The sequence below is a fragment of the Marinobacter sp. CHS3-4 genome (assembly GCF_030053415.1).
GTDB lineage: Bacteria > Pseudomonadota > Gammaproteobacteria > Pseudomonadales > Oleiphilaceae > Marinobacter.
In genome coordinates this window covers 1,555,075-1,581,149 of record NZ_JASGBJ010000001.1, presented here as the reverse complement: position 1 = coordinate 1,581,149, position 26,075 = coordinate 1,555,075, and the positions used below count along the sequence as shown (strand labels likewise).

At 55.4% G+C, this 26,075-nt stretch carries 23 protein-coding genes and 2 tRNA genes; 9 read left to right on the top strand and 16 right to left on the bottom strand.

Annotated features, from left to right (window positions below):
• Positions 1-105: 105 nt before the first annotated feature.
• Complete coding sequence (locus QLQ17_RS07290) at positions 106-2,172, bottom strand: NADPH-dependent 2,4-dienoyl-CoA reductase (protein ID WP_283208883.1); 2,067 nt, start codon at positions 2,170-2,172, stop codon at positions 106-108.
• Between the two features lie 135 nt (positions 2,173-2,307).
• On the opposite strand from QLQ17_RS07290, the gene QLQ17_RS07285 reads away from it, so the two are divergent.
• Positions 2,308-3,366, top strand: a complete 1,059-nt coding sequence (locus tag QLQ17_RS07285; RefSeq protein WP_283208882.1) for an AraC family transcriptional regulator — start codon at positions 2,308-2,310, stop codon at positions 3,364-3,366.
• A gap of 52 nt (positions 3,367-3,418) precedes the next feature.
• On the opposite strand, the gene QLQ17_RS07280 is transcribed toward QLQ17_RS07285, so the two are convergent.
• The 5 genes from QLQ17_RS07280 to QLQ17_RS07260 all read right to left on the bottom strand — a co-directional run bounded on the left by QLQ17_RS07280 (position 3,419) and on the right by QLQ17_RS07260 (position 5,948).
• Positions 3,419-3,495: transfer RNA gene (locus QLQ17_RS07280), tRNA-Asp, on the bottom strand.
• Between the two features lie 74 nt (positions 3,496-3,569).
• Positions 3,570-3,645: transfer RNA gene (locus QLQ17_RS07275), tRNA-Val, on the bottom strand.
• Positions 3,646-3,746: 101 nt separating this feature from the next.
• Entirely contained in the window at positions 3,747-3,947 is a 201-nt protein-coding gene (locus QLQ17_RS07270) for a hypothetical protein (protein WP_283208881.1), read from the bottom strand.
• A gap of 71 nt (positions 3,948-4,018) precedes the next feature.
• Positions 4,019-4,936, bottom strand: a complete 918-nt coding sequence (locus QLQ17_RS07265; protein ID WP_283208880.1) for a DUF2846 domain-containing protein — start codon at positions 4,934-4,936, stop codon at positions 4,019-4,021.
• Between the two features lie 109 nt (positions 4,937-5,045).
• The gene (locus tag QLQ17_RS07260; RefSeq protein WP_283208879.1) at positions 5,046-5,948 is read right to left on the bottom strand and encodes a GumC domain-containing protein; all 903 of its coding nucleotides are present in this window, start codon (positions 5,946-5,948) and stop codon (positions 5,046-5,048) included.
• Positions 5,949-6,094: 146 nt separating this feature from the next.
• Between QLQ17_RS07260 and purE the strand changes: the two genes are divergently transcribed.
• The 6 genes from purE to QLQ17_RS07230 all read left to right on the top strand — a co-directional run bounded on the left by purE (position 6,095) and on the right by QLQ17_RS07230 (position 13,480).
• Positions 6,095-6,586, top strand: a complete 492-nt coding sequence (purE, locus tag QLQ17_RS07255) for a 5-(carboxyamino)imidazole ribonucleotide mutase (RefSeq protein ID WP_283208878.1) — start codon at positions 6,095-6,097, stop codon at positions 6,584-6,586.
• A gap of 166 nt (positions 6,587-6,752) precedes the next feature.
• Positions 6,753-7,871 carry a 5-(carboxyamino)imidazole ribonucleotide synthase gene (locus QLQ17_RS07250; protein ID WP_283208877.1) on the top strand — a complete coding sequence of 373 codons (1,119 nt, stop codon included), beginning with the start codon at positions 6,753-6,755 and terminating at the stop codon, positions 7,869-7,871.
• A gap of 71 nt (positions 7,872-7,942) precedes the next feature.
• Complete coding sequence (locus tag QLQ17_RS07245; protein ID WP_283208876.1) at positions 7,943-8,521, top strand: superoxide dismutase; 579 nt, start codon at positions 7,943-7,945, stop codon at positions 8,519-8,521.
• 261 nt (positions 8,522-8,782) lie between these two features.
• Entirely contained in the window at positions 8,783-10,849 is a 2,067-nt protein-coding gene (locus QLQ17_RS07240) for a putative bifunctional diguanylate cyclase/phosphodiesterase (protein WP_283208875.1), read from the top strand.
• Between the two features lie 43 nt (positions 10,850-10,892).
• Positions 10,893-11,480 (top strand): LemA family protein, encoded by a 588-nt coding sequence (locus QLQ17_RS07235; RefSeq protein ID WP_283208874.1) that lies wholly within the window; start codon positions 10,893-10,895, stop codon positions 11,478-11,480.
• 11 nt (positions 11,481-11,491) lie between these two features.
• The gene (locus QLQ17_RS07230; protein ID WP_283208873.1) at positions 11,492-13,480 is read left to right on the top strand and encodes a M48 family metallopeptidase; all 1,989 of its coding nucleotides are present in this window, start codon (positions 11,492-11,494) and stop codon (positions 13,478-13,480) included.
• 20 nt (positions 13,481-13,500) lie between these two features.
• Here the strand turns inward: QLQ17_RS07230 and gspD are convergent, their stop codons facing one another.
• The 6 genes from gspD to QLQ17_RS07200 all read right to left on the bottom strand — a co-directional run bounded on the left by gspD (position 13,501) and on the right by QLQ17_RS07200 (position 20,003).
• On the bottom strand, positions 13,501-15,453 hold the full coding sequence (gene gspD, locus QLQ17_RS07225; protein ID WP_283208872.1) for a type II secretion system secretin GspD: 1,953 nt from the start codon (positions 15,451-15,453) through the stop codon (positions 13,501-13,503).
• 31 nt (positions 15,454-15,484) lie between these two features.
• Positions 15,485-16,333: a type II secretion system protein N gene (locus QLQ17_RS07220; RefSeq protein ID WP_283208871.1), complete on the bottom strand. Its 849-nt coding sequence runs from the start codon at positions 16,331-16,333 to the stop codon at positions 15,485-15,487.
• A gap of 13 nt (positions 16,334-16,346) precedes the next feature.
• A complete protein-coding gene (gspN, locus tag QLQ17_RS07215) occupies positions 16,347-17,144 on the bottom strand; it encodes a type II secretion system protein N (protein ID WP_283208870.1) in 798 nt (265 codons plus the stop codon).
• A 144-nt stretch (positions 17,145-17,288) separates the two neighbouring features.
• A complete protein-coding gene (groL, locus tag QLQ17_RS07210; protein ID WP_283208869.1) occupies positions 17,289-18,941 on the bottom strand; it encodes a chaperonin GroEL in 1,653 nt (550 codons plus the stop codon).
• A 64-nt stretch (positions 18,942-19,005) separates the two neighbouring features.
• On the bottom strand, positions 19,006-19,293 hold the full coding sequence (groES, locus tag QLQ17_RS07205) for a co-chaperone GroES (protein ID WP_283208868.1): 288 nt from the start codon (positions 19,291-19,293) through the stop codon (positions 19,006-19,008).
• 161 nt (positions 19,294-19,454) lie between these two features.
• Positions 19,455-20,003, bottom strand: a complete 549-nt coding sequence (locus QLQ17_RS07200) for an FxsA family protein (protein WP_283208867.1) — start codon at positions 20,001-20,003, stop codon at positions 19,455-19,457.
• Between the two features lie 106 nt (positions 20,004-20,109).
• On the opposite strand from QLQ17_RS07200, the gene QLQ17_RS07195 reads away from it, so the two are divergent.
• The gene (locus QLQ17_RS07195) at positions 20,110-20,871 is read left to right on the top strand and encodes an SDR family oxidoreductase (RefSeq protein ID WP_283208866.1); all 762 of its coding nucleotides are present in this window, start codon (positions 20,110-20,112) and stop codon (positions 20,869-20,871) included.
• Positions 20,872-21,037: 166 nt separating this feature from the next.
• Here the strand turns inward: QLQ17_RS07195 and QLQ17_RS07190 are convergent, their stop codons facing one another.
• From QLQ17_RS07190 to QLQ17_RS07180, 3 genes are all read right to left on the bottom strand, one after another.
• The gene (locus QLQ17_RS07190) at positions 21,038-21,346 is read right to left on the bottom strand and encodes an MGMT family protein (protein WP_283208865.1); all 309 of its coding nucleotides are present in this window, start codon (positions 21,344-21,346) and stop codon (positions 21,038-21,040) included.
• A gap of 154 nt (positions 21,347-21,500) precedes the next feature.
• Entirely contained in the window at positions 21,501-22,883 is a 1,383-nt protein-coding gene (locus QLQ17_RS07185) for an AmpG family muropeptide MFS transporter (protein WP_283208864.1), read from the bottom strand.
• 39 nt (positions 22,884-22,922) lie between these two features.
• Positions 22,923-23,405, bottom strand: coding sequence for a YajQ family cyclic di-GMP-binding protein (locus QLQ17_RS07180; protein WP_283208863.1), 483 nt, complete (start codon positions 23,403-23,405; stop codon positions 22,923-22,925).
• Between the two features lie 160 nt (positions 23,406-23,565).
• Between QLQ17_RS07180 and QLQ17_RS07175 the strand changes: the two genes are divergently transcribed.
• The gene (locus QLQ17_RS07175; protein ID WP_283208862.1) at positions 23,566-24,537 is read left to right on the top strand and encodes a response regulator; all 972 of its coding nucleotides are present in this window, start codon (positions 23,566-23,568) and stop codon (positions 24,535-24,537) included.
• A 282-nt stretch (positions 24,538-24,819) separates the two neighbouring features.
• On the opposite strand, the gene QLQ17_RS07170 is transcribed toward QLQ17_RS07175, so the two are convergent.
• Complete coding sequence (locus QLQ17_RS07170) at positions 24,820-26,031, bottom strand: argininosuccinate synthase (RefSeq protein ID WP_283208861.1); 1,212 nt, start codon at positions 26,029-26,031, stop codon at positions 24,820-24,822.
• Positions 26,032-26,075: the final 44 nt, after the last annotated feature.

The window sequence follows — 26,075 nt, the reverse complement described above, 5'->3', positions numbered from 1 at the left end:
TCCGACAAAAGCGGAGCCTGTGTCGGATTCAGTACAACCAGTATTCGGATAATAGTCTAGCCGGTCAACGACCGGCAGGTAGAGCAAATGTGCAACATTTTGTGATCAGAGCTCGGCGGCGAGCCGGCTTCCCTGATCAATCGCGCGCTTTGCATCCAGTTCTGCGGCCACGTCTGCGCCGCCGATCAGATGCACGTCAAGACCTGCATCCTCAAGGCCCTGCTGCAACTCCCGCAAGGGATCCTGGCCAGCGCAGACGATGACGGTATCCACCGGCAGAATGCGGTCTTCGCCCTGCTCTGCGCCTTTTTGCGTGATGGTGACATGCAGACCCTCGTCATCGATTTTACGATAGGAAACACCCGGCACCATCTGAACATTACGATGCTTCAACGATGTGCGATGAATCCAGCCTGTTGTTTTCCCGAGGTTTTTACCCACTTTGGAGGTTTTGCGCTGGAGCAGGTAAACCTCTCGAGCGGGTTCTGGCAGTTCCGGCTCCATGCCTTTGATGCCGCCGCGGTGTTCAACGGTCAGATCCACGCCCCACTCGCGCATGAAATGCTCTGTATCCAGAGCAGCCGACGTGCCTTTGTGAACGATATACTCGGACACATCAAAGCCAATGCCGCCGGCGCCAATCACCGCCACCTTCTGACCCACCGGCTTGCGATCCAGCAGGGCGTCCAGGTAACCGATCACTTTCGGATGATCGATGCCCTCAATGTCCGGAGTTCTCGGGCGCACGCCGGTGGCAAGTACAACATGGTCGTACCCAGCGGCCTTCAGATCGTCGGCGCTCACGCGCGTGTTCAGACGTACATCCACGCCGTGCTTATCCAGCATTACCCGGAAATAACGCAAGGTTTCGTAAAACTCTTCCTTGCCCGGAATAAGCTTGGCCACGTTGAACTGACCACCGACTTCCTTGGCGTCGTCGTAAAGCGTGACCGCATGACCTCTCTCCGCAGCGACTGTGGCAAAGGCCAGACCCGCGGGACCACCGCCAACCACCGCAATCTTCTTCGGCGCGGCGGTTTTGACGTAGGTAAGCTCGGTTTCGTGACATGCACGCGGGTTCACCAGGCAAGACGTCAGTTTGCCGCTGAAGGTATGATCCAGGCAGGCCTGATTACATCCGATGCAGGTGTTGATTTCCTGGGCACGATCTTCCGCCGCTTTTTTCACCAGTTCGGCATCGGCCAGGAACGGGCGCGCCATCGACACCATGTCCGCATCGCCCTCAGAAAGGATTTTTTCTGCCACATCCGGCATGTTGATCCGGTTGGTGGTTACCAGAGGAACGCTGACATGGTCTTTCAGTCGTTTGGTGACTTTGGTAAAGGCTCCGCGGGGGACAGAGGTCGCGATCGTGGGAACGCGGGCCTCGTGCCAGCCAATACCGGTGTTGATAATGGTCGCACCCGCCTTTTCAATTTCTTTCGCCAGCTGAACCACTTCTTCCCAGGTACTGCCGTCTTCGATCAGATCCAGCATCGACAGGCGGTAGATCAGAATGAAATCGCTGCCGACCCGCTCGCGAACCCGGCGAACAATCTCGATGGGCAGGCGAATACGGTTCTCGTAACTTCCACCCCAGCGGTCGGTGCGATCGTTGGTGTGCTTCACAATGAACTGATTGATGAAGTAGCCCTCGGAGCCCATGATCTCCACGCCGTCATAGCCTGCCTGGCGGGCAAGATCGGCGCAGTTCACGTAATCGTCGATCTGCTTTTCAATGCCTTCTTCATCCAGCGCCACTGGCTTGAGCGGATTGATCGGCGCCTGGATGGCAGAAGGTGCCACCAGCTTCGGATGATAGGCATAACGACCCGCATGAAGAATCTGCATACAGATGCGCCCGTCCGCTTCATGGACCGCACGGGTGATCACCTTGTGCTGCTCCACTTCTTCCGGGGTGCTCATTTTGGCCGCGTGCTGAAAAACCGCACCTTCTTCGTTGGGTGAAATACCCCCTGTGACGATCAGGCCTACGCCGCCCCGAGCCCGATCAGCATAGAATGCCGCCAGACGCTCGAACCCATTTTTGGCTTCTTCCAGCCCGGTGTGCATCGAGCCCATCAGCGCCCGGTTTTTCAGTTTTACAAAGCCCAGATCCAGTGGCTCCAACAACGTTGGGTATTTTGCGACGCCCTGTTCAGATGTATTCATGATCTCTCCGGAATGTCGTTATCTGTTTTATGGCAGTTCAATGATGGGATTAACTTATCGGGACTTTCGAAGCGATCCAATATCCTGAAACAACCTTTTATTGTCTTTAGATTACTTGTCTGACAATATTTGGCCATGAAAACCAACCCGCGCCGCCCCAATTCGCTTGGCGAACTCAGCGTGCTCTACGCCTCGGTGATGTCTCGCGCCGTTCTGGCAGAGGGCCAGAATCCAGCGCCATTGTTCGAGCGCTTCGGCCTGAGCAACCAGACCCTGAGTACTCCCGAAACCAGAATCAGCATTCCCAGATTCATGCGGCTGGGCGAAGCGGCTATCCGTTTGACCGGCAATCCCGCTCTGGGTTTGACCATGGGCGAACTGTCACGGCCTGTTGATGCAGGCTTTGCCGGGCTTGCGGCCCAGTCTGCGCCCACCGTTGGTGAAGCTCTGCGCACGCTCATCCATTTCGCACTATTGACCAGCCACAACAGCCGCGGCGCCCCCTGGGTGGCCGACCAGAATCTGACAGCTCACTTCTACTCCATTCGGCCCTACAACGTGTTCAACTACTTTGTAGTGGACTCGGTTCTGGCAGCCTGGACCCAATTCCTGAGGACTGTGTCTGGCCAGCGCGACGTCCTGGAACGGGTCAGTATCGAATACGAATCCCTTGGCCTGGAGAGTGAGTTCGAATCCTGGTTCAGGTGCCCTGTAAGATTTGGATCTGCCAGCAACGCAATAGAGCTTCGCAAGGACGTGAGAGACATGGTTCCCAGACAGGCCCAACCAGGCATGTTCGAGGTGCTGGCGAAGCAGTGTGAAAGACAACTGCTGAGAATACGCACTCACTGGACGATGGGTGATCGGGTCAAGGATATGCTCGCACCGCTGCTGCAGGGTGACACGCCAACGCTTGCAGTCATTTCCAATCGCCTTGGAATCGCGCCTTGGACGCTACAACGTCAGCTCAACGAAGAAGGCACAGGGTTTCGAGAACTATTGGATGAAACCCGCAAGGAACTGGCCAGTGAGTATATCCGCGAAACAAGGACATCAATTGCGGAAATCGCCTGGCTACTGGGGTTTGCAAATCCGGCCGCTTTTCACAAAGCCTGGAAACGATGGTATGGGACCAGCCCGGCGGAGCACCGAAAGCGCTTCCGATCAGAGCAGAGGAAAAAGGGAATCGTCTGAGGCCTCAAAAGTCTAAAAAAACTTAGTGAGGAATGATCAATCTGAAAGGAAATGGCGGAGCGGACGGGACTCGAACCCGCGACCCCCGGCGTGACAGGCCGGTATTCTAACCAGCTGAACTACCGCTCCGCATCGACTCGGCAACATAGTTCACCGAATCCAGACCGGATGGGGTTATCCGGCACTGCGACAGATTGTGAAAGTGGTGGGCGGTACTGGGATCGAACCAGTGACCCTCGCCTTGTAAGGGCGATGCTCTCCCAGCTGAGCTAACCGCCCACTTTCACAACACACTTAAAATCAACGTTTCCAGGTAGCTGGTCGTCATCAATCAAGTGCGACGCGCATTTTAAGCATTTGGCCGGCAGTGTCAAATATTTTCAGGATTTATTCGGCGTTTTCTTCGCCCGCTTTTTGACTGCTTTCTGGCCAGCTTTCAGTGCCTTATCCTGAAGCGACAATTCGCTGACTGTGCGCCGTCGGTTATCCGGCAGTGCTCTGTCCGCCAGCGAACAATTGAAGTCATCCCAACGCTTTATAAGCCCGGCAATCCGCCGCTCCGCTTCTTCTTTCAAAGACATGCCTGTTTCCTGTCAAAGAACACTCAGGCAGAGTCTAGTCTGGCCATTGCGTCAGGACAATCTGCGGGTGATCAGAAAATCCACCAGCCATCACCTGATTCGGCCGCCTCTTTGCGCTCGCGCTCTCTTTCCAGCGCGGCATAATCGCTCTCGAGCTCTTGCAGCTTCTTGTCGCTTTCAAGCTCCACTGTCGGGCCACCACCAAAGGGCCAGAACCAGGAAGGCTCGTTATATTTTCCTTCAGCCTTCAGACGCTCAATCTCTGCCTCACGCTCTTCTTCAAGAATGTCCACCCGACGTTCGTAATCGTCGTCCTCGTTGGTCTCAACAATGGATACCGCCGCATGATTGGGCGCCAGGAGATCGCTGTTCAGGAATCGAGTTGAAACAATTTCCTCGGCTTGCATGGCGTATTCGCGCGTGACCAGCTGCAGGTCGCCAGAGCGTAGCGGGTGATCCTCTGCCAACTCGGGATGATTAGATTCCGGCGGTTCCACTTCACTGTATCGCAAATAGTAGATTCGACCCGGCTCCACGTTCAGTTTCGCATCAACAATCATGCTCAAGCTGAATGAGCCCAGGCCTTCCAGACCCAGAAGCGGCCGACGCATCTGGATGTGGCGGGAGCCAGGGCTGACTTCCAGCCAGGTAAAACTATCGTTGCGGAAATTGAAGTAATGCGCGTCATCGATGTAAACGCTGGGAGACTCGATTTCTTCCGACGCCCACTGGGAGTGGGGACGATAGAAATACAGCAGCGCATTGTCGCGCTCCCACTGGTCATTCTCGATATGGACGAAATCGTGCCCGGATACCGGATGCACAAAACCACCCACACTCTTACCAATCGAAATATAGGGTTTGCAGCCTGAGAGACCCAGAAGCAGCGACAACAGGGTGATACCCGCCAGTGCCCGGCCGGATCTCCAGCGCTGAACTGGCCGCTGTTGATTGAGAGGTAGACGGAAGAAAGAATACCGATTCGTCATTGTTCTTCACTCTTCATCCTGTGGTGACTGAGCGGATATTAACAACAACGAATCGTCAGAACTGAGAGCTACCGCAAGAGATCGCTACAAACTGTTACATGAGCAGCCACTACTGGCCGCTCACCCGGGATCGCAACTGGGCCACCTCCTCAGACAGCCTCACAAGCCTGGAGGTAAGCTGAGCGCGGGACGCGTCTATCGAGGACACCGTCTGCTTGAGATTTGAAAGCTCCGAACGAAGTGACGCCAACTCCGACCCTGAAAGGTTCTGCGTCGTCTTTTCCAGAGTCTCGATACGCCCCTCAAGGCCATCTATGGTCAGCTTCTGCTCTCGCTTAAAGCGAGTGAGTCGAGAGTCGATCTGCTCGTCAACAGACGCCAGCGCCTCCTCCACCTTCCCCAAGGCAGCCGCCTGACGTTCAAGTCTCTCACCCTGAGACGACAACGTTGAGGTAACTGACTGGATCTCAGAAGCAAGCGAGGACTCAAGCTGATTGACCGATCCGGATAATTGGTCCTGTTTTGTGGTGACTGTCGCTAACGAATTCCTGAGCGATTCAAGCTGTGACTCATGGTCATTCAGGCGGGCCTTATTACGATCGTTGGCAACCCCCCACAGTTTGCGAATTTCACTGTCAGCGGTATCCAACCTTTCGGTCAGAGAGGTCAAGCGCTGCTCAATAGACTGACCGGCTTCCTGAAGGTCTTCACCGGTTTCTGACAACTCCCCCTCAAATCGAGCGAGCGCCAGCTTGCTTTGCCTCGCCCAGAAATCGGCCTCCTCCAGCTGACTTTCCATCTGCACAATCCGCTGGCTTTGCTGATACCAGCCGAACGCCCCCGCGCCAGCGACGACCAGAAGCATGATCAAAGACACCATCCCGGAAGGCCCACCGGTGGTTTTGCTGACTTTTTTGGTGGCCTTTGGCTTCTCCTTCCTGGGTTTCTGTTCCTGGCGCTGCTCGCCTCGGTTGGCTCGCAACTCATCATCATCGGGTCGGATAGGCTCCATTACAGCTCCGGTCTATGGACGTTGATTAGCTTGAGCCCTGATAATACCCGTATGCCCGGACGCTTCAAATGCCCGTGTGCCAGTTTGCATGGCTTGATGGCGTTTCATACAATGGCCGGCTTTCCAACGATTCAGGACTGTTTTATATGCAGCCTCTTGTAGGTCTAATCATGGGCTCGAAGTCTGACTGGCCCACCATGGAACATGCGGCGAACATGCTGGAAAAGCTGGGCGTTCCCTACGAGACCAAAGTGGTCTCTGCCCATCGCACGCCCGACCTTTTGTTCGATTACGCCAAGTCGGCGTCTGATCGGGGGCTGAAGGCCATCATCGCTGGCGCCGGTGGCGCTGCCCATCTTCCGGGCATGGTTGCGTCACAGACTTCCTTGCCGGTGCTCGGCGTGCCTGTGCAGTCCAAGGCGCTGAACGGTCTGGACTCACTGTTGTCGATCGTCCAGATGCCGGGCGGCATTGCCGTTGGCACACTGGCCATCGGTAAAGCTGGCGCAACCAATGCCGGACTCCTGGCTGCACAGATTATTGGCACGTTCGACGAGCAGGTTCGCAAGGCAGTGGACGAATTCAGGTCAACACAAACCCAAACGATTCTGGACAACCCTGATCCCCGTGATCAGTGACTGAAATCCGGTGCAAGAGCAGGTGGGGAGCCTTTCCCAAAACACGCTATAAATACGTCCATGTACGCTTGGGCTCCGCCATCCATGGCTCCGCACAGTTTTGGGAAAGGCTCCCCACCTGCTCACCGACCATTTATAATTGCCTCCAAACTGTAGGAGACGACGAATGAGAATTGGTGTTCTCGGAGCTGGCCAGCTCGGACGCATGTTGGCACTGGCTGGCTACCCGCTGGCCAAGACTTTTGTTTTCTATGACATGTCCGGCAGCCCTAGTGCTGGTCTGGGCGAAGTAATGGTCGACCGCGAGGGGCAGTATCTAAACGATTTTCTGTCCCGGGTTGATCGCGTGACCTACGAATTCGAACACCTTCCCGTCGACGTGGCGGAAAAGATCGCTGCCGAGAAACCTGTGCACCCTCGCCCGCGCGCCCTTCAGATCTGCCAGAATCGTGAAGCCGAGAAGACCCTGTTCGGTGACCTCGGTATTCCAACCCCCAACTGGAAAATCGCCACCGATGCAAAGTCCCTTCGGGAAGCGGCTGAAACCCTTGGTTGCCCAGTCGTGGCGAAGTCCAACACCGAAGGTTATGACGGCAAGGGCCAGGCCGTGCTGCGTTCTCCGGAAGACGCCGAAGAGGCGTGGAGTTCGATCAATCACTCGCGACTGATCGTGGAAAAGTTCGTCGAATTCCGCCGCGAAGTATCCATCATCGCCGTGCGTTCAGAGTCCGGTGAACTGGCTTTCTACCCCATGGCGGAGAACACTCACCACGACGGTATTCTGCGCTATTCCATTGCCCCGGCCCCGGACCTCGCGATCGACGTGCAGGAAGATGCAGAGCGCTACATGAAAGCGCTGTTGAACGAAATGGACTACGTCGGCGTATTGACTCTTGAACTGTTCGAAACCGCCGACGGCCTGGTTGCCAACGAGATGGCGCCAAGAGTTCACAACTCCGGCCACTGGACCATCGAGGGCGCCATGACCAGTCAGTTTGAGAACCACATACGTGCCGTTAGTGGCCATCCGCTGGGAAATGTAGCGGCCCGTGGTGTCAGCTGTATGATCAACATCATCGGCGAACACGGCGAGATCGATCGTATTCTTGAGCTTCCCTATGCGCATGTTCATCTTTACAACAAGGGCGAGCGGCCAGGGCGCAAACTGGGGCATGTCAACATCCTTGCCGACAGCTACGAAGAGCTGGTCTGGCGGGTAAAAAACTGCGCGCAGTTTCTGCCGGGAAGCCCCGAGTTTCAAAGTTCGTTGACTTCAAAGGGTTGATATAGCGAATGTCAGCCTTATATTGAAGTGTTGTCATTCACATAAATCAGAGAGACAGGGAGAACAACCTCATGGCATTTGAACTTCCCCCACTGCCGTACGAAAAAGATGCACTTGAGCCACACATGTCCAAAGAGACGCTGGACTATCACTATGGCAAGCATCACAACACCTACGTCACGAAACTGAATGGCCTGGTTGAAGGTACGGACGACGCCAACAAGCCCCTGGAAGACATCATCAAAAGCGCCAGCGGCCCACTGTTTAACAACGCTGCGCAGATCTGGAACCACACCTTTTTCTGGCATTGCCTGAGCCCGAACGGTGGTGGCGAGCCTACCGGCGCTGCGAAGGACGCCATTGAAAAAGCCTTCGGTTCGTTTGAAGATTTCAAGAAAGAATTTAATGACAAGGCCGCAAACAACTTCGGCTCTGGCTGGACCTGGCTGGTCAAGAAACCAGACGGCAGTGTTGCCATTGTGAACACCAGCAACGCGGAAACCCCGCTGACAGGCGCAGACAAGCCTGTACTGACCGTTGATGTGTGGGAGCACGCCTACTACATTGATTATCGGAACAGCCGTCCAAACTACCTGGAAGCCTACTGGAACTTGGTAAACTGGGACTTCGTCAACGAAAACCTGGCCTGATATCGATTGCTGGCGCAGTATCAGCCTCATTAGCCACAAAAACGCCCGCAAATTTGCGGGCGTTTTTGTATCTGAGGTATAACTGGTCTTACAAAAATTCACATCAGATCCCTGAATTATCTGAAAGAATTGCGGATACTGGATGCAGAGTCAGAAATCTCATCCATACTGAGACAAGAACAAATACAGACTAGGGACCGACCACTCTCACTCGCAAGAGACTCGGGCCCAAGAACCTGGAATGGATCATAACGGACCTTCATGCAGAACTCTTTTGAGCTAGAACATCGCCTGGGGTATCGAGTTCTTCGCTGGATACTCGCCGTCGCGTTGATCAGTGGCGTTATCGTGAGTTCGGTTCAGGTGATCCTGGACGCCGCCAGAGTGTCTGACTTGCTGGATGCTCAAGCCAGCCAGACCATGGAACTGGTTGAGGATGCCTCGACGCAGGCTGTATTCAGTATCGACAGTGATTTGGCGCAGCAGGTGGTGGATGGCCTATTCGCTCAGGAGGCCATTCATCTGGCCAGAATAACCCATCCTGACGGCGAGCCCCTGGGTGAGCGAAACCGCCCGCTGCAGACCATGTCGTTTCGTCCTTTGACGGATGCCATTTTCGATGCCGACCGTCACTACACCCGCGAACTGACTCGCGAATCTGACCCGGAAAGCATCTACGGGTACCTGGAGCTTCACTACGACACCGGCCCCATCGCCTACACCTGGCTTGAGCGCGCCACCGTTACCTTCGCATCTGTTATAGCCACTGCCGTCATACTGGGCATGGTGCTGTTCGTTGTTTTCCACCTTTTGCTGACCCGCCCTCTGCTGCGGATTGTTGAATCGGTAAAACAGGTGGATCCGGATCGGCCGGATGACAAGCTTATCGACCTGCCTCCCGGCCACAAAGACGACGAACTCGGCCTGTGGGTGAATGCCACCAACAATCTATTGGTGGCCATCGGTGACAGCCAGACCCGTCATCGCGAAGCGGAAGATCGCGTAAACCGATTAGCCCGCTACGACCAACTGACAGGTCTACCCAGCCGTGACACCTTTATGGAGCTGCTTCAGGCGGACATCGAAGAATGCCAGAAAGAGAATACGGTGCTGTCTCTTACCTGCTGCGGCATTGATGACTTCAAGTCCATTAACGAACAGTGTGGGTTCCGAACCGGCGACCAGATTCTTCAAACCGTCGCAGACCGGCTCACCCACAACCTGACCGGCACCCGTTACACCTTCGGCCGCCTGGGAAGTGACCAGTTTGTTATCGTCGAAAAAGGCCTTCGTGATGGATTCCAGGCAGCTGACACAGGCGATCGTATTCTTAATTGCCTGAGCAAACCCATGGTCTTCGAGGATCAGACCATTTCCATGACGGTAACGCTGGGTATTGCCCTGTTCCCCGGGGACGCCGAGAAGGCCGACCGCCTCCTTCAGAGCGCAGAGCAGACCATGGCTCTTGCCAAAGAAGACGGCCATAACTATTTCCAATTTTTCGTTGCCAGTGTCGATCAGGAAATCCGCGAACGGAAGCAACTTGAAAAAGATCTCTCCATTGCTCTGGAAAAGGACGAGTTCCATCTTGTTTATCAGCCGCAGATCAACCTTGCAACACACCGTGTCATTGGTGCTGAAGCACTGATCCGTTGGGAACATCCTGAACGCGGGCTGGTGCCACCGGACGATTTTATCCCTGCCGCCGAAATGAATGGCCGCATTGTTGAAATTGGCCAATGGGTGCTGGACCAGGCCTGCGAGCAGGCCTCGAAATGGGCAAGCGGTGGTATGCCACTGCGAATTGCCATTAACCTCTCAGCGGTTCAGCTGCGTCAGGAAACCATTGTTGATGATATTCTGAACACTCTGCACCGCCACAATATCCCGGCGGGGCGTCTTGAGCTGGAAGTTACCGAAACCAGCTTCATGACCAACCTAGAAGAGGCGGTGGACAAGCTGAAACGTCTGCATTCGGCCGGCATCAGCATTGCTGTGGACGACTTTGGTACCGGCTATTCGTCCCTGACTTACCTCAAACGGATGCCCGTACAGCACCTGAAAATCGACAAACAGTTTATTCGTGACCTGCTGGTCAATGAGGAAGACACCCGAATTGCCAATACCATCATTGACCTCGGCAAGAGTCTGAACCTGACCGTCGTTGCAGAAGGTGTCGAAACCGCCGAACAGGAATACTATCTGGCCCAGAGAGGCTGCCAGCTTGCTCAGGGGTATTTCTTCAGCAAGCCTCTGAAATCACAGGATTTCGAAAAGTTTGTTGAGACTTTCCACAGCAAGATCACTGAACAATCGCACGGTCTTTGACCTGCACTGATACTCACTACCGAATACCCTGAAAGGAGTCGCTATGGGGACCACGATTATTGGCTTAATCGTCATTGCCGTTGTTGTTTTTTACCTGGTGTTTATCTACAACCGACTGGTATCCCTGCGAAATCAGTTCAAAAACGGGTTCGCCCAGATTGACGTGCAGCTTCAGCGTCGCCACGATCTGATTCCAAACCTGGTGGAGTCCACCAAGGCCTACATGAGCCACGAACGCAATACCCTGACCGAAGTCATGCAGGCCAGAAATAATGCCGTGGATGCCCAGAAAGACGCTGCCAGCGATCCTGCCGATGGTGGCAAGATCCAGAAGCTGGGCAGCGCAGAGAACATGCTGACGAGAGCCCTGGCAAACTTTTACGCCGTCGCAGAAAACTATCCGGAGCTGAAAGCCAACGAAACGGTTCAGCAATTGATGGAAGAATTGGCCAGCACGGAGAATCGCGTCTCGTTTGCCCGTCAGGCCTACAATGATTCGGTCATGACCTACAACACCTTCCGCGAGCAGTTCCCGAACAACATTATCTCCGGCATGTTTGCCTTCAAGCCTACCTCTCAGCTGGAGCTGGAAAATCCGGAAGCCCGTCAGGCTCCAAAAGTCTCTTTCTAGGCTAACGCACAGTGGCTCACCAAGGTTTTTTCGAACGACAGGCCAGTGCCCGACGCAACACCGGCCTGCTCGTTCTTTTGTTCTTGACAGCCGTCGCGCTGATAACTCTGGCCGTCTGTGCAGTGGCGTACTTCACGACCCGTAGTGAGTCCTCTCACCTTCCGTTTCTGGACTGGCTCGTAAGCAAACATGGGCTCTATACCGCACTGGCTATCGTCGGCGTCATCATTGCCGGTTCTCTGTTTCGCTGGATGGACTTGTCCGGAGGCGGACAGCGAGTGGCAAAAATGGTGGGGGCCAGGCCCGTTGACCCGGCCACCCAGGATCTCGAGGAGCGAAGGCTCCGCAATGTAGTCGAAGAAATGGCCATTGCCAGCGGCATCAGCGTACCCGATCTCTACGTCATGGACAGAGAAACCGGCATCAACGCCTTCGTGGCCGGGTACTCTCCTGGCGAAGCCGTGATGGTGGTTACCCATGGCACCCTCACCAACCTGAGTCGCGATGAGCTTCAAGGCGTGGTGGCCCATGAATTCAGCCACATCCTTAACGGCGACATGCGCCTGAACGTTCGCCTGATTGCGATCCTCGCCGGCATTCTGATGATAGGCCAGATTGGTACTTATCTGGCTCAAGCTTCTTTTATGCGCCGTCGTCGCTATTCATCACGAGACAGCCGCGGCCAGGCTGCCTTTGGGTTGGTCGGATTGGCGCTGATGGCCATAGGCTATATTGGGGTTTTCTTCGGCAGGCTGATCCAATCCGCCGTATCCCGCCAGCGCGAGATGCTGGCCGATGCATCGTCCGTTCAGTTCACCCGTAACCCCGAGGGCATTGCCGGGGCCCTGTTTAAAATTGGCGCCAAGGGCGGTTTTCTGGACACCACAACCCACGCAAGCGACATGAATCACATGTGCTTTGGCGAGGCAGCGCGCATGCAACTGTCATCATTACTGGCCTCGCACCCGCCTATCGAAAAACGGATTGAAGCCATTGGACCAGGCTTACTGCCTCGATTGAGGAGTCGCTTCAGGAACATGCAGCCGGATGAATCGGTCAGGGACACATCTCCCAGCGATGGATCCGGTCAGGCAACCAGCCCCATGCCCGAAGCCGCCGCCGGGTTTTCCGCAGCCACGGGCGCCGCGCAGGGACAGCCATCAAAAGGAGAGCCCACAGAAACTGAGAAGGACACCCGGCGATTTTCCGACAGCGTCGGCACCGCCAATAGAGCCAGTGAAGAATACGCACAGGCGCTACTGAAGCAACTGCCTTCCAGTTTCCGTGGTCTGCTCTACACTCGAGCCGGCGCAATACAGTTCTGTTACGCACTGCTGATCAGTGGCCTTTCAACCGCCAACCAAAAGCAACATCTTGCTCTGATTCACGCTGAGTCTATTTTCTCCCCGAATCCGGATCTGTTGGAGAAGCTGCTTACGGCACTGGACAATCTTGGTCCTGGTATTCGTTTGCCAGCGCTCGAGTTGGCCATGCCGGCCTTACGAAAACTGGATCCCGAAGAGCGGCATACCTTGATTGACGCCTGCGAAACACTGATCAAAGCGGATAAGCGCGTCAGCCTTTTTGAGCTGACGATTCTTAGCTTTCTGCGCAAGCACCTGGCTGGCGACGCTCAGGCCGTGGTGCCGGTACGTCACAAAAGCTATCGCTCGGTTCAGAAGCATCTGCTGGTGCTATTCAGCTTGCTGGCAAGAACGGGAACCGACCAGCCCGACCAACAGCAGGCGCTGTTGGAGGAAGCCATGGCGAGCTTCCATTCCGGCAAATCGCGATTACCCCTGCTGGACAAGATCTCGTTGACACAACTTCGGGACGCACTCTGGCATCTCAACCGGCTGTCGCCTTTGCTCAAGCCGGGCATTCTGGATGCAAGTTGTCACTGCGTTCTGGCAGACGGAGAAGTCAAACCCAGAGAATACGAGATGATCCGGCTGATTGCTGATCAGATGGATTGCCCCATGCCGCCGCTACAGACCTGAGCGGCGGCTTAAGGGTCAAATCAATTCTCTTCATCCACACTCGGACGGAACAGGGAATCTTTAGTAGGAGGGTTCTCAGGGTCTGGAAGGCCGAGTTTCTTGCGAACACCCAGGTTCACTTCCCAAAGGTCGTTAAACTTCTCGTCTGTTGCTGCGATAGACTCTGCTTTCCCCAGCATGATCTGTGGACGCAGGAAAACCAGCAGATTACGCTTCACACGGCGCTCAGACTCTGACGAAAATAACCGCCCCAGAAACGGAATGTCGCCCAGCAGGGGCACCTTACTTTTGTTGACCTGAAGGTTATCCGTGGTCAGGCCACCCAGAACAATGGTCTCACCATCGTCCGCAAGCACAGTGGTCTTGATTTCACGCTTGTTGGTGATGATGTCCGAAGCAGATTCGATACTGTCACCAATGTTCTCGGTGCTCTGCTCAACCACCAGTCGAACCAGCCCATCAGCGCTGATGGTTGGGGTTACCTTGAGCGTCAAGCCGATGTCGCGGCGCTCGATCGTCGTAAACGGATTGGTGGTGCCGTCCCCCGTAACCGTCGATTGTCCGGTTCTGAATGGGACATTCTGGCCAACGATGATTTCAGATTCCTGATTGTCCAGCGTGATAATGCTGGGCGTGGACAGCAGGTTTGCCGCAGCAGACGTCGAGAGTGCTTGAATCAGAACGCCCCATGACACGCCATTTTCATTCCGTTCCCCGGCACCAATGGTGACACCACCTGTCGCCGGGGCGATCACCGAGTCCGACAAAATGGCGCCCAGTACATCGCCAAGGCTACGGCCGACATTGCCAAAGTTGGTGCCCACAACCGGCGTGGATTCGCCAGATTCGTCACCAGCAGCCACCTGAACACCAAGGTCCTGCCCCAACTCATCGCTGATCTCAACGATCGCCGCCTCAATCATGACCTGAGCACGACGGATATCCAGTGCCGCGACAATCTGCTCAGCCTCCTGCATGATCGACGGTTCGCCACGAACCACCAGCGCATTCAGACCTTCATCGGCGAATACTGAAAAGCCACTTCGGCCACCGCTGGAACCACCACCAGAGGCATTGCCACCGGCAGATTCAGCAACGACCTCACCCATTACGCCCTTGAGGATTTCCGTCAGATTTTCCGCATCCGCATGCTTCAGGCGAATCACCTTGGTGGTACCACCGGTCGCCGAGGGCTGATCCAGCTGATTAATCAAAGCGCGCATCTTGTCCCGAAAGCTTTCGTCGCCTCGTAGGATCAGACGGTTGCTGCGCTCGTCGGCCGTTACACTGTATTTGCGGGCCGCATTGTCGCCGCCACCACGGCCGAGTTCTCCCGGCGCCAGCTCCTGGAGCAATTCAACCATATCGCCCACCCAGGCTTCTTCCAGCTGAATCACTTCCACTTCGTACTTTGACGGGCTGTCCAGCTCCCGCACGATCTGTTCGATTCGGCGGATATTGGACGCATGATCGCTGATGATCAGCGCGTTCGCAGCGGCAACCCCGGCCAGATGACCGTACTTGGCCACCAGCGGGCGCAAAATGGGGACCATCTCAAGGGCGTTGGCGTTGTCGATCTGAATCACACGGGTGATCAGCTGCTCAGACGGGGTTTCTGAAAACCGGTCAAGGGATTCCGCAGACTGCTTGGCATCCACCTGCTGAACGACCTTGATCACTTCCTCGCCAGGTATCGCTGTGAAGCCATGCACCTGGAGCACCGCCAGAAACAGATCGTATATCTCGTCCCGATTCATGGGGGCACTGGAAAGCACGGTCACTTTGCCCTTTACCCGTGGGTCCACAACAAAACTGTAACCGGTGATGTCAGCCACCTGAGTGACAAACGCGCGAATGTCCGCGTCCTTCAGGTTCAGCCGCCAGGTCTCTTCCTGCGCATGCGCTAATGACATCAGCGGGAGCAGCAAAGCCAACATCAGGGCCTGGAATCGTTTTGTTTTGTGGTTAAACATCTGGCCTTTTTATCCTGTATTGATTGTTCATTCAGCGCCACTGTTCCGGTATTGCATAGCTTACGCTAAGAATGGCGCCGTCACGTTCAATTTCGATGTCAATCTGTGACTCGTTGCGCCAGTTTTCCAGCAACGCTTTGTCCTGTTCAAAATCCCCGAGCCGCTGACCGTTGATGGCCGTGATCATGTCGCCGGACTGAAGACCTACGGCGCTCAGCATGGCATTGGAACCGTCATAAACGTAACCCGACCCCATGCCGTCTTCAGCGGGGCGCAACCCGAAGGCTGCCAGCGCGGCAACGCCCTGAGATTCAAGCCGATCCCGCGCCGACGCTACAAAATCGTCAGCAGAGCCGCTTTGTTCCTGAGGGACATCTTCGATCAGATCCGTACTGAGCTTCTCTTCAAAACTCAGGCTCTCGTACTGACCGTTTCGGCGGATCAGCACCCTGTTCGGTTCCACTTCCGCCAATTCCGCATTCCCCGGCAAAGTATCCCCGACCCGATAATGTTCGGTCACGCCGTTGCTTCCCGCTACTATAGCACCGGAGTCCTCCGGACGTTGCGCAACCATAACGCCTTCCAGCGACAGGTTCAGGCGGGTTTCAGGCGCCGAACGCTTGACGACTTCAGCCACGGGTTGCTGACGGGTTGGTTGACCGAACATTTTGTGGGCAGCCATGGGCTGCAAACGCCCGGCCGCTCCGGCCAGGCCCTGATTTGCTGAATCCGGGGCCGCGACCATCGGACGCTCGTTCCAGGCGATCATCCAGGTAACGCGGGCCATGGTCAGCCCTCCGTATACCACGAGCGCAACCAGCAAAAGATTTGCCAACAGTCGAGCGACGCGACTCTGAGTGGCGAGAGATACCGCTTTCATAACCAGAGGTCCGTCATCGTAATGCCCCACCCGGAATCAATGGTTGGCGAACCCTGAAGATAACATCATCCGGCTTTGCTGAATCTGGCCATGGCTGCTGAGCGAGGTCAACCATTCGCTTGTAGACCCGGATGTCCATCATCCCCGTCCAGCGGATCGTCGCCGTCGCGGCTGGGCCATCCCCCGCTTCTTCAGAAACCAACAGATTGATACCCTCTGACGTGCTGTCCAGAGTCGCTCGCATGGCAGGAAACTCTGCTTGCCCCTGGCCATTGCCCATCGGCCAGGTCACGTTTCCGCCAGCCCACCGACCCAGACCGTCGGCCCTGGTAAGGCGCTGATCTGCCCAGGCCAGCGTTAACCGTTCGATAGAGACGTCGCCTTCAATTACGGCGCCACCGCTGCGGCGAATCAACGATTCAAACTCTGACACTGCGATGCGTCCTTGCGCGTTGACCTGACCGTTGCCCTGCCAGTCTACCCGCAAATCTCCGGATACCGTGGAAGCACCGGTCGACAATGAAAAGTCGATGGGAAGTGTCAAAGAGGAGAATGACGGCGCACTCAATCGCCATTCACAGCGCACCGGAAAGCCAGCAATAACGAGACCGGCAACCCCTTCCCAGAGGTGACCATTGATTTGCTGGACCTGAACTTCAGGAGGCAGCGGTACCTGAGACTGGGCTTGTTGCCAAAGCCATCCTGCAGGCACCAGAAACACGAGGGCACCCAGGTAGACCAACACACCGGCCAGCGTCAGTAGAAACACCTTGCCGGGCCGCAGGAACGCTTTTTTTGGAGATTCCGTCATTCCGTGTCACTAAGATCGTTGAACGGTTGCCGAGTCTAGCAAAGCCATATCCCAAGTTCATGACAAAAAAACAAAAACCCCGCGTCAGTGTGAACCAACGCGGGGTTTTCAGGGTTTCGGAAGGTCAGTGAAGACCGGCCGGCATTACATCATGCCGCCCATGCCTCCCATTCCGCCCATGCCACCCATGTCTGGCATACCGCCGCCAGCGCCTTCTTCTTCAGGCTCGTCTGCAACCATCGCCTCAGTGGTGATGATCAGAGAAGCCACAGAAGCCGCCGCCTGCAGCGCAGAACGGGTTACTTTGGCCGGGTCCAGAATACCCATTTCCAGCATGTCGCCGTATTCTTCAGTGGCGGCATTGTAACCGAACGAGCCTTCGCCGTCGGCGATCTTGTTCAGCACAACTGACGCTTCACCACCAGCGTTGGTGACGATCTGGCGCAGCGGCGCTTCCATCGCACGACGCAGGATGTTAACACCTGCTTTCTGCTCTTCGTTGATCGCGTCAACTTTCTCAAGAGCGGCAATCGCACGAACCAGAGTCACGCCACCGCCAGGCACGATGCCTTCTTCTACCGCAGCGCGGGTAGAGTGCAGCGCGTCTTCAACGCGGGCCTTCTTCTCTTTCATTTCCACTTCAGAACCAGCGCCCACCTTGATGACGGCCACACCGCCAGCCAGCTTGGCAACACGTTCCTGGAGCTTCTCTTTATCGTATTCAGATGAGCTTTCCTCAATCTGCTTACGGATCTGCTCGACGCGGGCTTCAATGTCTGCGTTGGCACCGGCACCGCCAATGATGGTGGTGTTTTCCTTGGTGACGTTGACACGTTTGGCTGTGCCCAGGTCATCAATGGTGGTGTTTTCCAGGGACAGACCCACCTCTTCGGAAATCACAGTACCGCCGCTCAGAATGGCGATGTCCTGCAGCATTTCCTTGCGACGATCACCGAAGCCAGGCGCCTTCACAGCGTTGACCTTCACAATGCCACGCATGTTGTTTACAACCAGAGTCGCCAGAGCCTCGCCTTCGATGTCCTCGGCGATGATCTGCAGGGGTTTGCCTGCTTTGGCTACAGATTCCAGCACCGGCAGCAGTTCGCGGATGTTGGAAATCTTCTTGTCGACCAGCAGGATGTAAGGGTCATCCAGCTCGGCGGACATGTTGTCGTTGTTGTTGATGAAGTAAGGCGACAGGTAGCCGCGATCAAACTGCATACCTTCAACAACATCCAGCTCATCATCCAGGCCGCGGCCTTCTTCAACGGTGATGACGCCTTCTTTGCCCACTTTTTCCATCGCATCGGCGATCAGCTGACCGATGGTTTCGTCGCCATTGGCGGAAATGGTGCCAACCTGCGCGATATTGCGGCTGTCGTCGCAAGGCTTGGACAGATCACGAATTGCCTGCACGGCGGCGATGGTGGCCTTGTCGATACCACGCTTCAGATCCATCGGGTTCATGCCGGCAGTGACGGCTTTGATGCCCTCGCGAACGATGGCCTGAGCCAGAACAGTTGCGGTAGTCGTACCGTCACCGGCTGTGTCGTTGGCCTGGGACGCCACTTCTTTCACCATCTGGGCGCCCATGTTTTCGAACTTGTCTTTCAGCTCGATTTCCTTGGCGACGGAAACGCCGTCTTTGGTGACGGTCGGCGCGCCGAAGGACTTGTCCAGAACCACGTTACGGCCTTTCGGGCCAAGCGTTACTTTTACTGCGTCCGCCAGGGTGTTTACACCCTGAACCATACGTTTACGGGCGCTGTCACCGAATCTAACGTCTTTTGCTGCCATGTCTCTTATTCCTGTTCGTTTAACCCAATGTCAATGATTGATCGGATTGTTGCATTCCGAGGTGTTACTCAAGAACGCCGAAAATGTCGTTTTCGCTCATAATGAGCAGGTCTTCACCGTCGATCTTTACGGTGCTACCGGCATACTGGCCAAACACCACGGTGTCACCTACCTTGACCGCGAGCGCGCGGGTCTCGCCGTTATCGAGAATGCGGCCGTTGCCAACAGCGATCACTTCGCCTTGGGACGGCTTCTCTTTTGCATTGCCCGGCAGCACGATGCCACCAGCAGTTTTCTCTTCTTCTTCCTTACGGCGTACGACGACACGATCGTGTAGCGGACGAATTTTCATTGCTCGGTATCTCCATTGTCAGGTTAGGTTTGGCAATGATGGTTGCGTTAAATGCCGGAGCCGTTAACCGTCTGTTTTAAGGCGGTTATTGGCCCACAGCGATCTTGTGAAGTCTATGTGGGGCTGGCCAATCGGTTTTCAACACCCGCAGAGAAAAATTTTTAGGGTTTCGGGCCATTTTCGTCGCTGGGGTCATCATCGCGATTGATCTGACGATAGTCGCGCCGCGTTTCGTCGCGATACTCGCCCTCAATGACATCGTCCTGATCAAAAGGACTTCGGCCAAACGGGTTCTGACCGCCACCCGGGCCAAATGGGCCGGAGCCAGCGCGGAAAGTGAAGCTCTGTGACTGACCGGCAACAACCATACGCTTCAGGGCCTGACCCGCAAGCCAGTGGCGGGAGCCTGGCAGCAGGCACAGGAAACCAATGGCATCTGTCACAAAGCCAGGCGTAAGCAGCAAAGCCCCGCCCACTGCCAGGATGAGCCCTTCAGCCACCTCTCTGGCCGGCAGCTCACCGCTGTTGAGTCGCTGATTGGCTCGCAACAGCGTGGACAGCCCCTGTTGGCGCAGCAACGCGGCGCCAATCACAGCCGTCAGCAGGACCAGGCCGACCGTGTTCAGCGCGCCAATCACCGCACCCACCTTGATAAGAATGGTCATCTCCACAATGGGCATGACAATGAAAAGAAACAGAAAAACGCCCAAAAGAGCCTCCGGACATCCAAAACTTCCGACTTTACGCGGTCAGCAAAACTGCTCTGGACCTCTGATATACTGCCCGCCTCGCTTAAAACAGAGTTTAGGGCAAAACATGAAACTTCAAGATTCCGTGATTGCAATTACCGGCGGAGGTCAGGGACTCGGCCGCGCAATGGCAGAATATCTGGCGGCAAAAGGTGCGCGCCTGGCGCTGATCGACCTGATTCCCGAGAAACTGGACGAAGCTGCTGAAGCTTGTAAACAAGCAGGCGGTGACGCCAGAACCTACGAGTGCAACGTAACCAGAGAATCCGATGTTGAGGCTACCTTTGAAGCGATTATGAAGGATTTCGGGCAGTTGAACGGCCTGATCAACAACGCGGGTATTCTGCGGGATGGATTGATAGTTAAGGTGAAAGACGGGAAGGTGGAAAAGCGCATGGAGCTTTCACAGTGGCAGTCGGTCATTGACGTGAATCTGACCGGTGTTTTTCTGTGCGGTCGCGAAGCGTCGACCCAGATGATCAATAATGGTGATCAGGGGGTAATTATTAATGTCGCTTCTCTTTCCCGCGCTGGAAACATGGGCCAGAGCAATTATTCCGCGTCGAAAGCAGGCGTATCTGCGTTAGTGCCGGTGTGGGCAAAGGAGCTGGCCCGATACGGCATTCGTTGTATGGGGATAGCGCCGGGCATGATTGAAACCGAGATGACGGACTCAATGAAGCCGGAAGCTCTGGAAAGGATGACGGCGGGTATTCCGCTGAAGCGGATGGGTAAGCCAGAGGAGATTGCTTCGGCGGCGGCGTTTATTTTCGAGAACGACTATCTGTCTGGGCGGATGATTGAGGTGGATGGGGCGCTTCGGCTCTAACCTCGATAGCCCTCATTTCAGGGTGCCTGGCGCAGGGGGTGGTAGAAATTTTCTTTGGAAAAAGAACTCGCTGCGCTCAGACACCTTTATTCCGGCAGAAAATTCCTACCACCCCCTACGCCGACTCGACGAACGCGAGAGCTTTTCCGAAATACGGTTCGGCCGCTCAAGGATTCCACTGGAAGGTTTTCATGTGGACTCGTCCATCACGAACAACGACGCCTTCTTCGGTGAGACGCTGACGCTGTTCTTCGAACTTTTCGGAGCCCAGCGGGAAAGCGATCTGACCGTTCGACCTTATAACCCGGTGCCACGGCACCGAATGCCCTTCCGGTAACATCCCCAGTGCCCGACCCACAAACCTAGCCTGTCGACCCAACCCCGCCATATCGGCAACCTGACCATAACTGGAAACACAGCCCGGTGGGATAGCGACCACAACGCGCCATATTTTCTGTTCCCGAGATTGCTCCACAAAAACCTCAAGCAAATGTCGCTAATCGATTCCGAGTCAGTGTAATCGGTCTGGGGCCGGGTTTGTTTTTTCTGCCGGAACAAAGATGTCTGAGCGAAGCGAGTTCTTTTTCCAAAGAAAAAACAAACCCGGTCCCGGACCAGCCCCCAAACCGTCAGGCTCCCCGGTCAGACTCCGAAGATTCAGTAGACTCCGCAGCCCGAGGCGCCAAGGCATCCAGACGCTTCCCATGGCGAATCATGAACAGCGCCAGCAGGATCGCCGGAATGCCCATCAACCCGGCAACCAGGAAAAACTCAGCATAGCCGTAGCCCGCCACCACGATGCCAGAGAATCCGCCCAGGAACTTGCCGGGAAGCGTCATAAGGGAGCTGAACAGGGCGTATTGAGTCGCCGTGAACGATGCACTGGTCATGCTGGACAGCCAAGCGATCAGCGCCACGTTGGCGACGCCACCGCTGAGGTTATCGGCGCTGACCACCAGGGCCAGGGTCGCGAGGTTTGGTGGATACTGGGCGAGGACGACGAACAGCAGGTTGGTTGCTGCGGTCATGATGGCGCCAGCCAAGAGGATTCGGCGAACGCCGTATCTTACCGTGAGTACGCCACCGGCCAACGAGCCAAGGATGGTCATGAAGAAGCCGAAGATCTTGGTGACATCGGCCACTTCGGTCTTGGAGAACCCCATGAAATCCAGATAGAACGGATTTGCCATCACACCCATGGCGATGTCAGAAATCCGGTAGACCGCCACCGTAATCAGAATGATGATAGCCAACTCTTTGTAGCGCCTGAAGAAATCCAGAAACGGACCGGCAACGGCAGCGTAGAACCAGCCAACCAGCCTGGCCAGTCGGGGGTTCAAATGCCCTCGCTTGCTGGCTTCAAGTTCTATTTTCTGGGCAATGTCCTGCGCCACCGCAAAGTGGTTAATCTGGGGTTCGCGCACGATCAGCACCGTGGCGATGCCGACGCCGACGAGCAGGGCCATGACTTCATAGGACACCTGCCAGGACCAGAACTCGGCCAGGTACAAGGCCCCTGCGCCGGCGACCAGCAAGGCCAACCGGTATCCAAAGATGTAGGTCGCGGCCAACGCAGCCTGCAGCCGCTCCTCGGCTATCTCGATTCGATAGGCATCAATGGCAACGTCCTGAGTTGCGGAGGAAAACGCCACAAGCAGGCCAAAATAGGCCATCATTTCAGGCGCTTTGGTGGCATCCACTTGAGCCATGAAATACAGGCCGGCGGCGATACCGGATTGTGCCAGCAGCATCCAGCTGCGCCGCTTGCCAAGCAGCCTGTCCAGAATCGGCAACCTCAGCCGATCCACCACCGGCGCCCAGAAGACTTTGATGGAATAGGTAATACCCAGCCAGCTAAAAAAACCAATGGTTGCGGTTTCGACACCGACATCCGCCAGCCGCGCATTCAGAGTGGAAAACACCAGCAAAAACGGCAAGCCGGCCGAGAACCCCAGAAACAGCAGGGCAATGACCTGCCAGCGCGTGTAGGTGTGCAGGGTTTCCTTGAGCAACGCCTGATTGATGCCGGAAAAGATGGTGTCGCCCCCGATTCAGTCGCGGAAATTATTGAACTGCAATGGAATATCCAGCTCAGATTCTTTCAGTAACGCGATGGCGGACTGAAGGTCGTCGCGTTTCTTGCCGGTGACTCGCACCTTATCGCCCTGGATGCTCGCCTGAACTTTCAGCTTGGCTTCCTTGATCATTTTCACGATCTTCTTGGCCATGTCGGTTTCAATCCCCTGCTTCAACTGCAAGTGTTGCTTGACCAGCTTTCCGGCTTTGCTGTCGCCATCCTCCGCGAGTGCACGAGTGTCGATGTTTCGTTTGGCAAACGCCATGCGAAGCATGTCCAACAGTTGCTCCAGCTGAAACTCCTGCTCGGCACTGATCGTCAGCGAATTGCTGTCCAGCTCAATATCCGCTTCGACGTTCTTGAAGTCCCACCGATTACCCAGCTCCCGCTTGGCCTGGTCCACGGCATTAGTGACTTCGTGCATGTCAATTTCAGAAACTATGTCAAAAGAAGGCATGGTGGGTTCTCACTTTTTACATTTATCCACGTCAGAGAGGCCGCAAAACGTTATACTGACGCCCATCTGATTGCACAAGATGCGAAAGCATACCAATACCCGGTCTGCCCCGCATCCGACAATGGCATCCGACAATATACAGGTAAGTAGTAGACAACAAATGCCAAATCTAGACCTTCCCATCCTCGTCGTAGACGACGCCAAGTTCAGCAGCATGGTTGTTGGCCGCACTCTTCGCAACGCCGGGTACCGTGACGTTCGCATCGCCAACAACGCAACGGCTGCGCTTGAATTCATTGAGCAGCGCCCTGTAAGCGTTCTGATTGCCGACTGGCTGATGCCGGAAATGGACGGCCTGGAACTGACGGATCAGGTTAGACAACAGGACGAGCAGGATAATCATTACACCTATGTGATTCTGCTGACGGCCCGTGAAAGCGTCGAAGCCCTGTCAGAAGCGTTTGATCGTGGAGTGGATGATTTCATCTACAAGTCTGACATGACCAAGCAGCTGATTCCGCGCATCTTTGCGGCGGACCGGATGGCGGATCGCCAGAACACGTTGCTGAAGGCCAATTCTTTGCTCATTGAAAACAATCGGGAACTGGAATCCACGAACATCATCGATCTGGAAACCGGGCTCTGCAACAACCGTTACGCGCGCGAGCAAATGGGCAAGTGTCTGAGGCAGGCAGAATCCAGAGGCGGGGCCACGGCCTACGTGCTTTGTGGCATCCGCAATTGGCAGGAATTGAAGCGCAAGCACACGCCAGCGGTTATCAGTGAGCTGGCGGTCGGTATTTCACGCCGGTTGAGCCACCTGATCCGCCCCATGGATTTTCTGTGCCGCGTCGGAGATAACCAGTTCGCGATCGTGGCCCACTTCCCCAACAGTGATTACTGCACAACCACCGCTTTCCGGCGAGTGTTCGACGGCATCAATCACAAGGCGTTCAAGACGACCGCGGGCTATTTGTCGGTTGAAGCAGGCATGGTGCTGTGCCGCGCGGACGCGCAAAACGGCACTCCCTCGGTTCAGGAAGTGGAGCGCGCGGCTGTACAGGGATTGGTGGATGCCTATGAGACGCGGCGATTCACGGAAACGGTTCCAGAAATTGCCGAGGGCGCCTAGCCACTTGTTTTCAAAGGGCGGGCAAGCCCAAAACAATCTGTAACACTGAGATACAGATCACGCACAGACAAGTCAGGTGACACGTCTTATTCTTACACCGTGGATGTAAGCAGTATCCCCCATGGTGGAGGAGCCGAGTAGTACCTCCGCCGCCATATGGGCCTCCTGCTTAGTCCGCCGGATAAACGAATTTTTCAGGCACTTTCGTTCTTTCCTTGTTTTTACAGCCAGCTCATTGAGCTGGCTTTTTTATGCCTGACTGTTTTTGGAAAGGAGCCCTTTTCAGAGCTTCCTTCCCTTGCCCGCGGCGATCCGCAGGCGCAGCGCGTTCAGCTTGATGAAGCCTTCCGCGTCTTTCTGATCGTAAGCGCCCTGATCTTCCTCGAAGGTCGCAATTTTCTCGTCGAACAGCGAATCTTCTGATTTACGACCAACCACGTCCACGTTGCCCTTATAAAGCTTCAGGCGAACGGTACCGTTCACATAAGCCTGGGTCTGATCGATCAGCGCCTGCAGTGCTTCACGCTCCGGTGACCACCAATAGCCGTTGTAAATAACTTCGGCATAACGGGGCATTACGCTGTCTTTCAGATGAGCCACTTCTCTATCCAGAGTAATGGACTCGATAGCGCGATGGGCACGGAGCATGATGGTACCGCCCGGCGTTTCATAACAGCCGCGGGATTTCATACCCACGTACCGATTCTCAACGATGTCCAGGCGGCCAATGCCGTTATCGCCCGCCATCTTGTTCAGGGTTTCCAGCACAACATGGGGTTTCATTTCTTCGCCGTCGATCGCGACGATGTCACCACGGCTGTACGTCAGTTCCACGTAGGTCGGCTTGTCTGGTGCGGCTTCCGGCGAAACACTCCAGCGCCACATATCTTCTTCGGCTTCCGCCCATGGATCTTCCAGATTGATGCCTTCATAGGAGATGTGAAGCAGGTTGGCGTCCATGGAATAAGGCGATTTGCCTTTTTTCTTCTCGACCGGGATGTCGCGTTCTTCACAATAGGCCAGCAGCTTTTCGCGGGAGTTCAGATCCCACTCGCGCCACGGCGCAATCACCTTCACGCCGGGCTTCAGTGCATAGGCACCCAACTCGAAACGAACCTGGTCGTTGCCTTTGCCGGTGGCACCGTGTGAAATCGCATCGGCGCCTGTTTCATTGGCAATTTCAATCAACCGACGGGAAATAAGGGGGCGTGCGATAGAAGTACCCAGCAGGTACTCACCTTCATAAATGGTGTTTGCACGGAACATCGGAAACACATAGTCACGAACAAATTCTTCGCGCAGGTCTTCGATGTAGATTTCTTTGACACCCAGTGCTTTGGCTTTTTCGCGGGCAGGCTCAACTTCCTCGCCCTGACCAATATCCGCAGTGAATGTCACTACTTCACAATCATAGGTGTCTTGTAGCCAACGTACGATGACAGAGGTATCCAGGCCACCAGAATAGGCCAGCACCACTTTTTTAATGTCAGACATGCCCTTGCTCCAGACTCAGCAGAATGGGTGTTTCTAAAATAAGG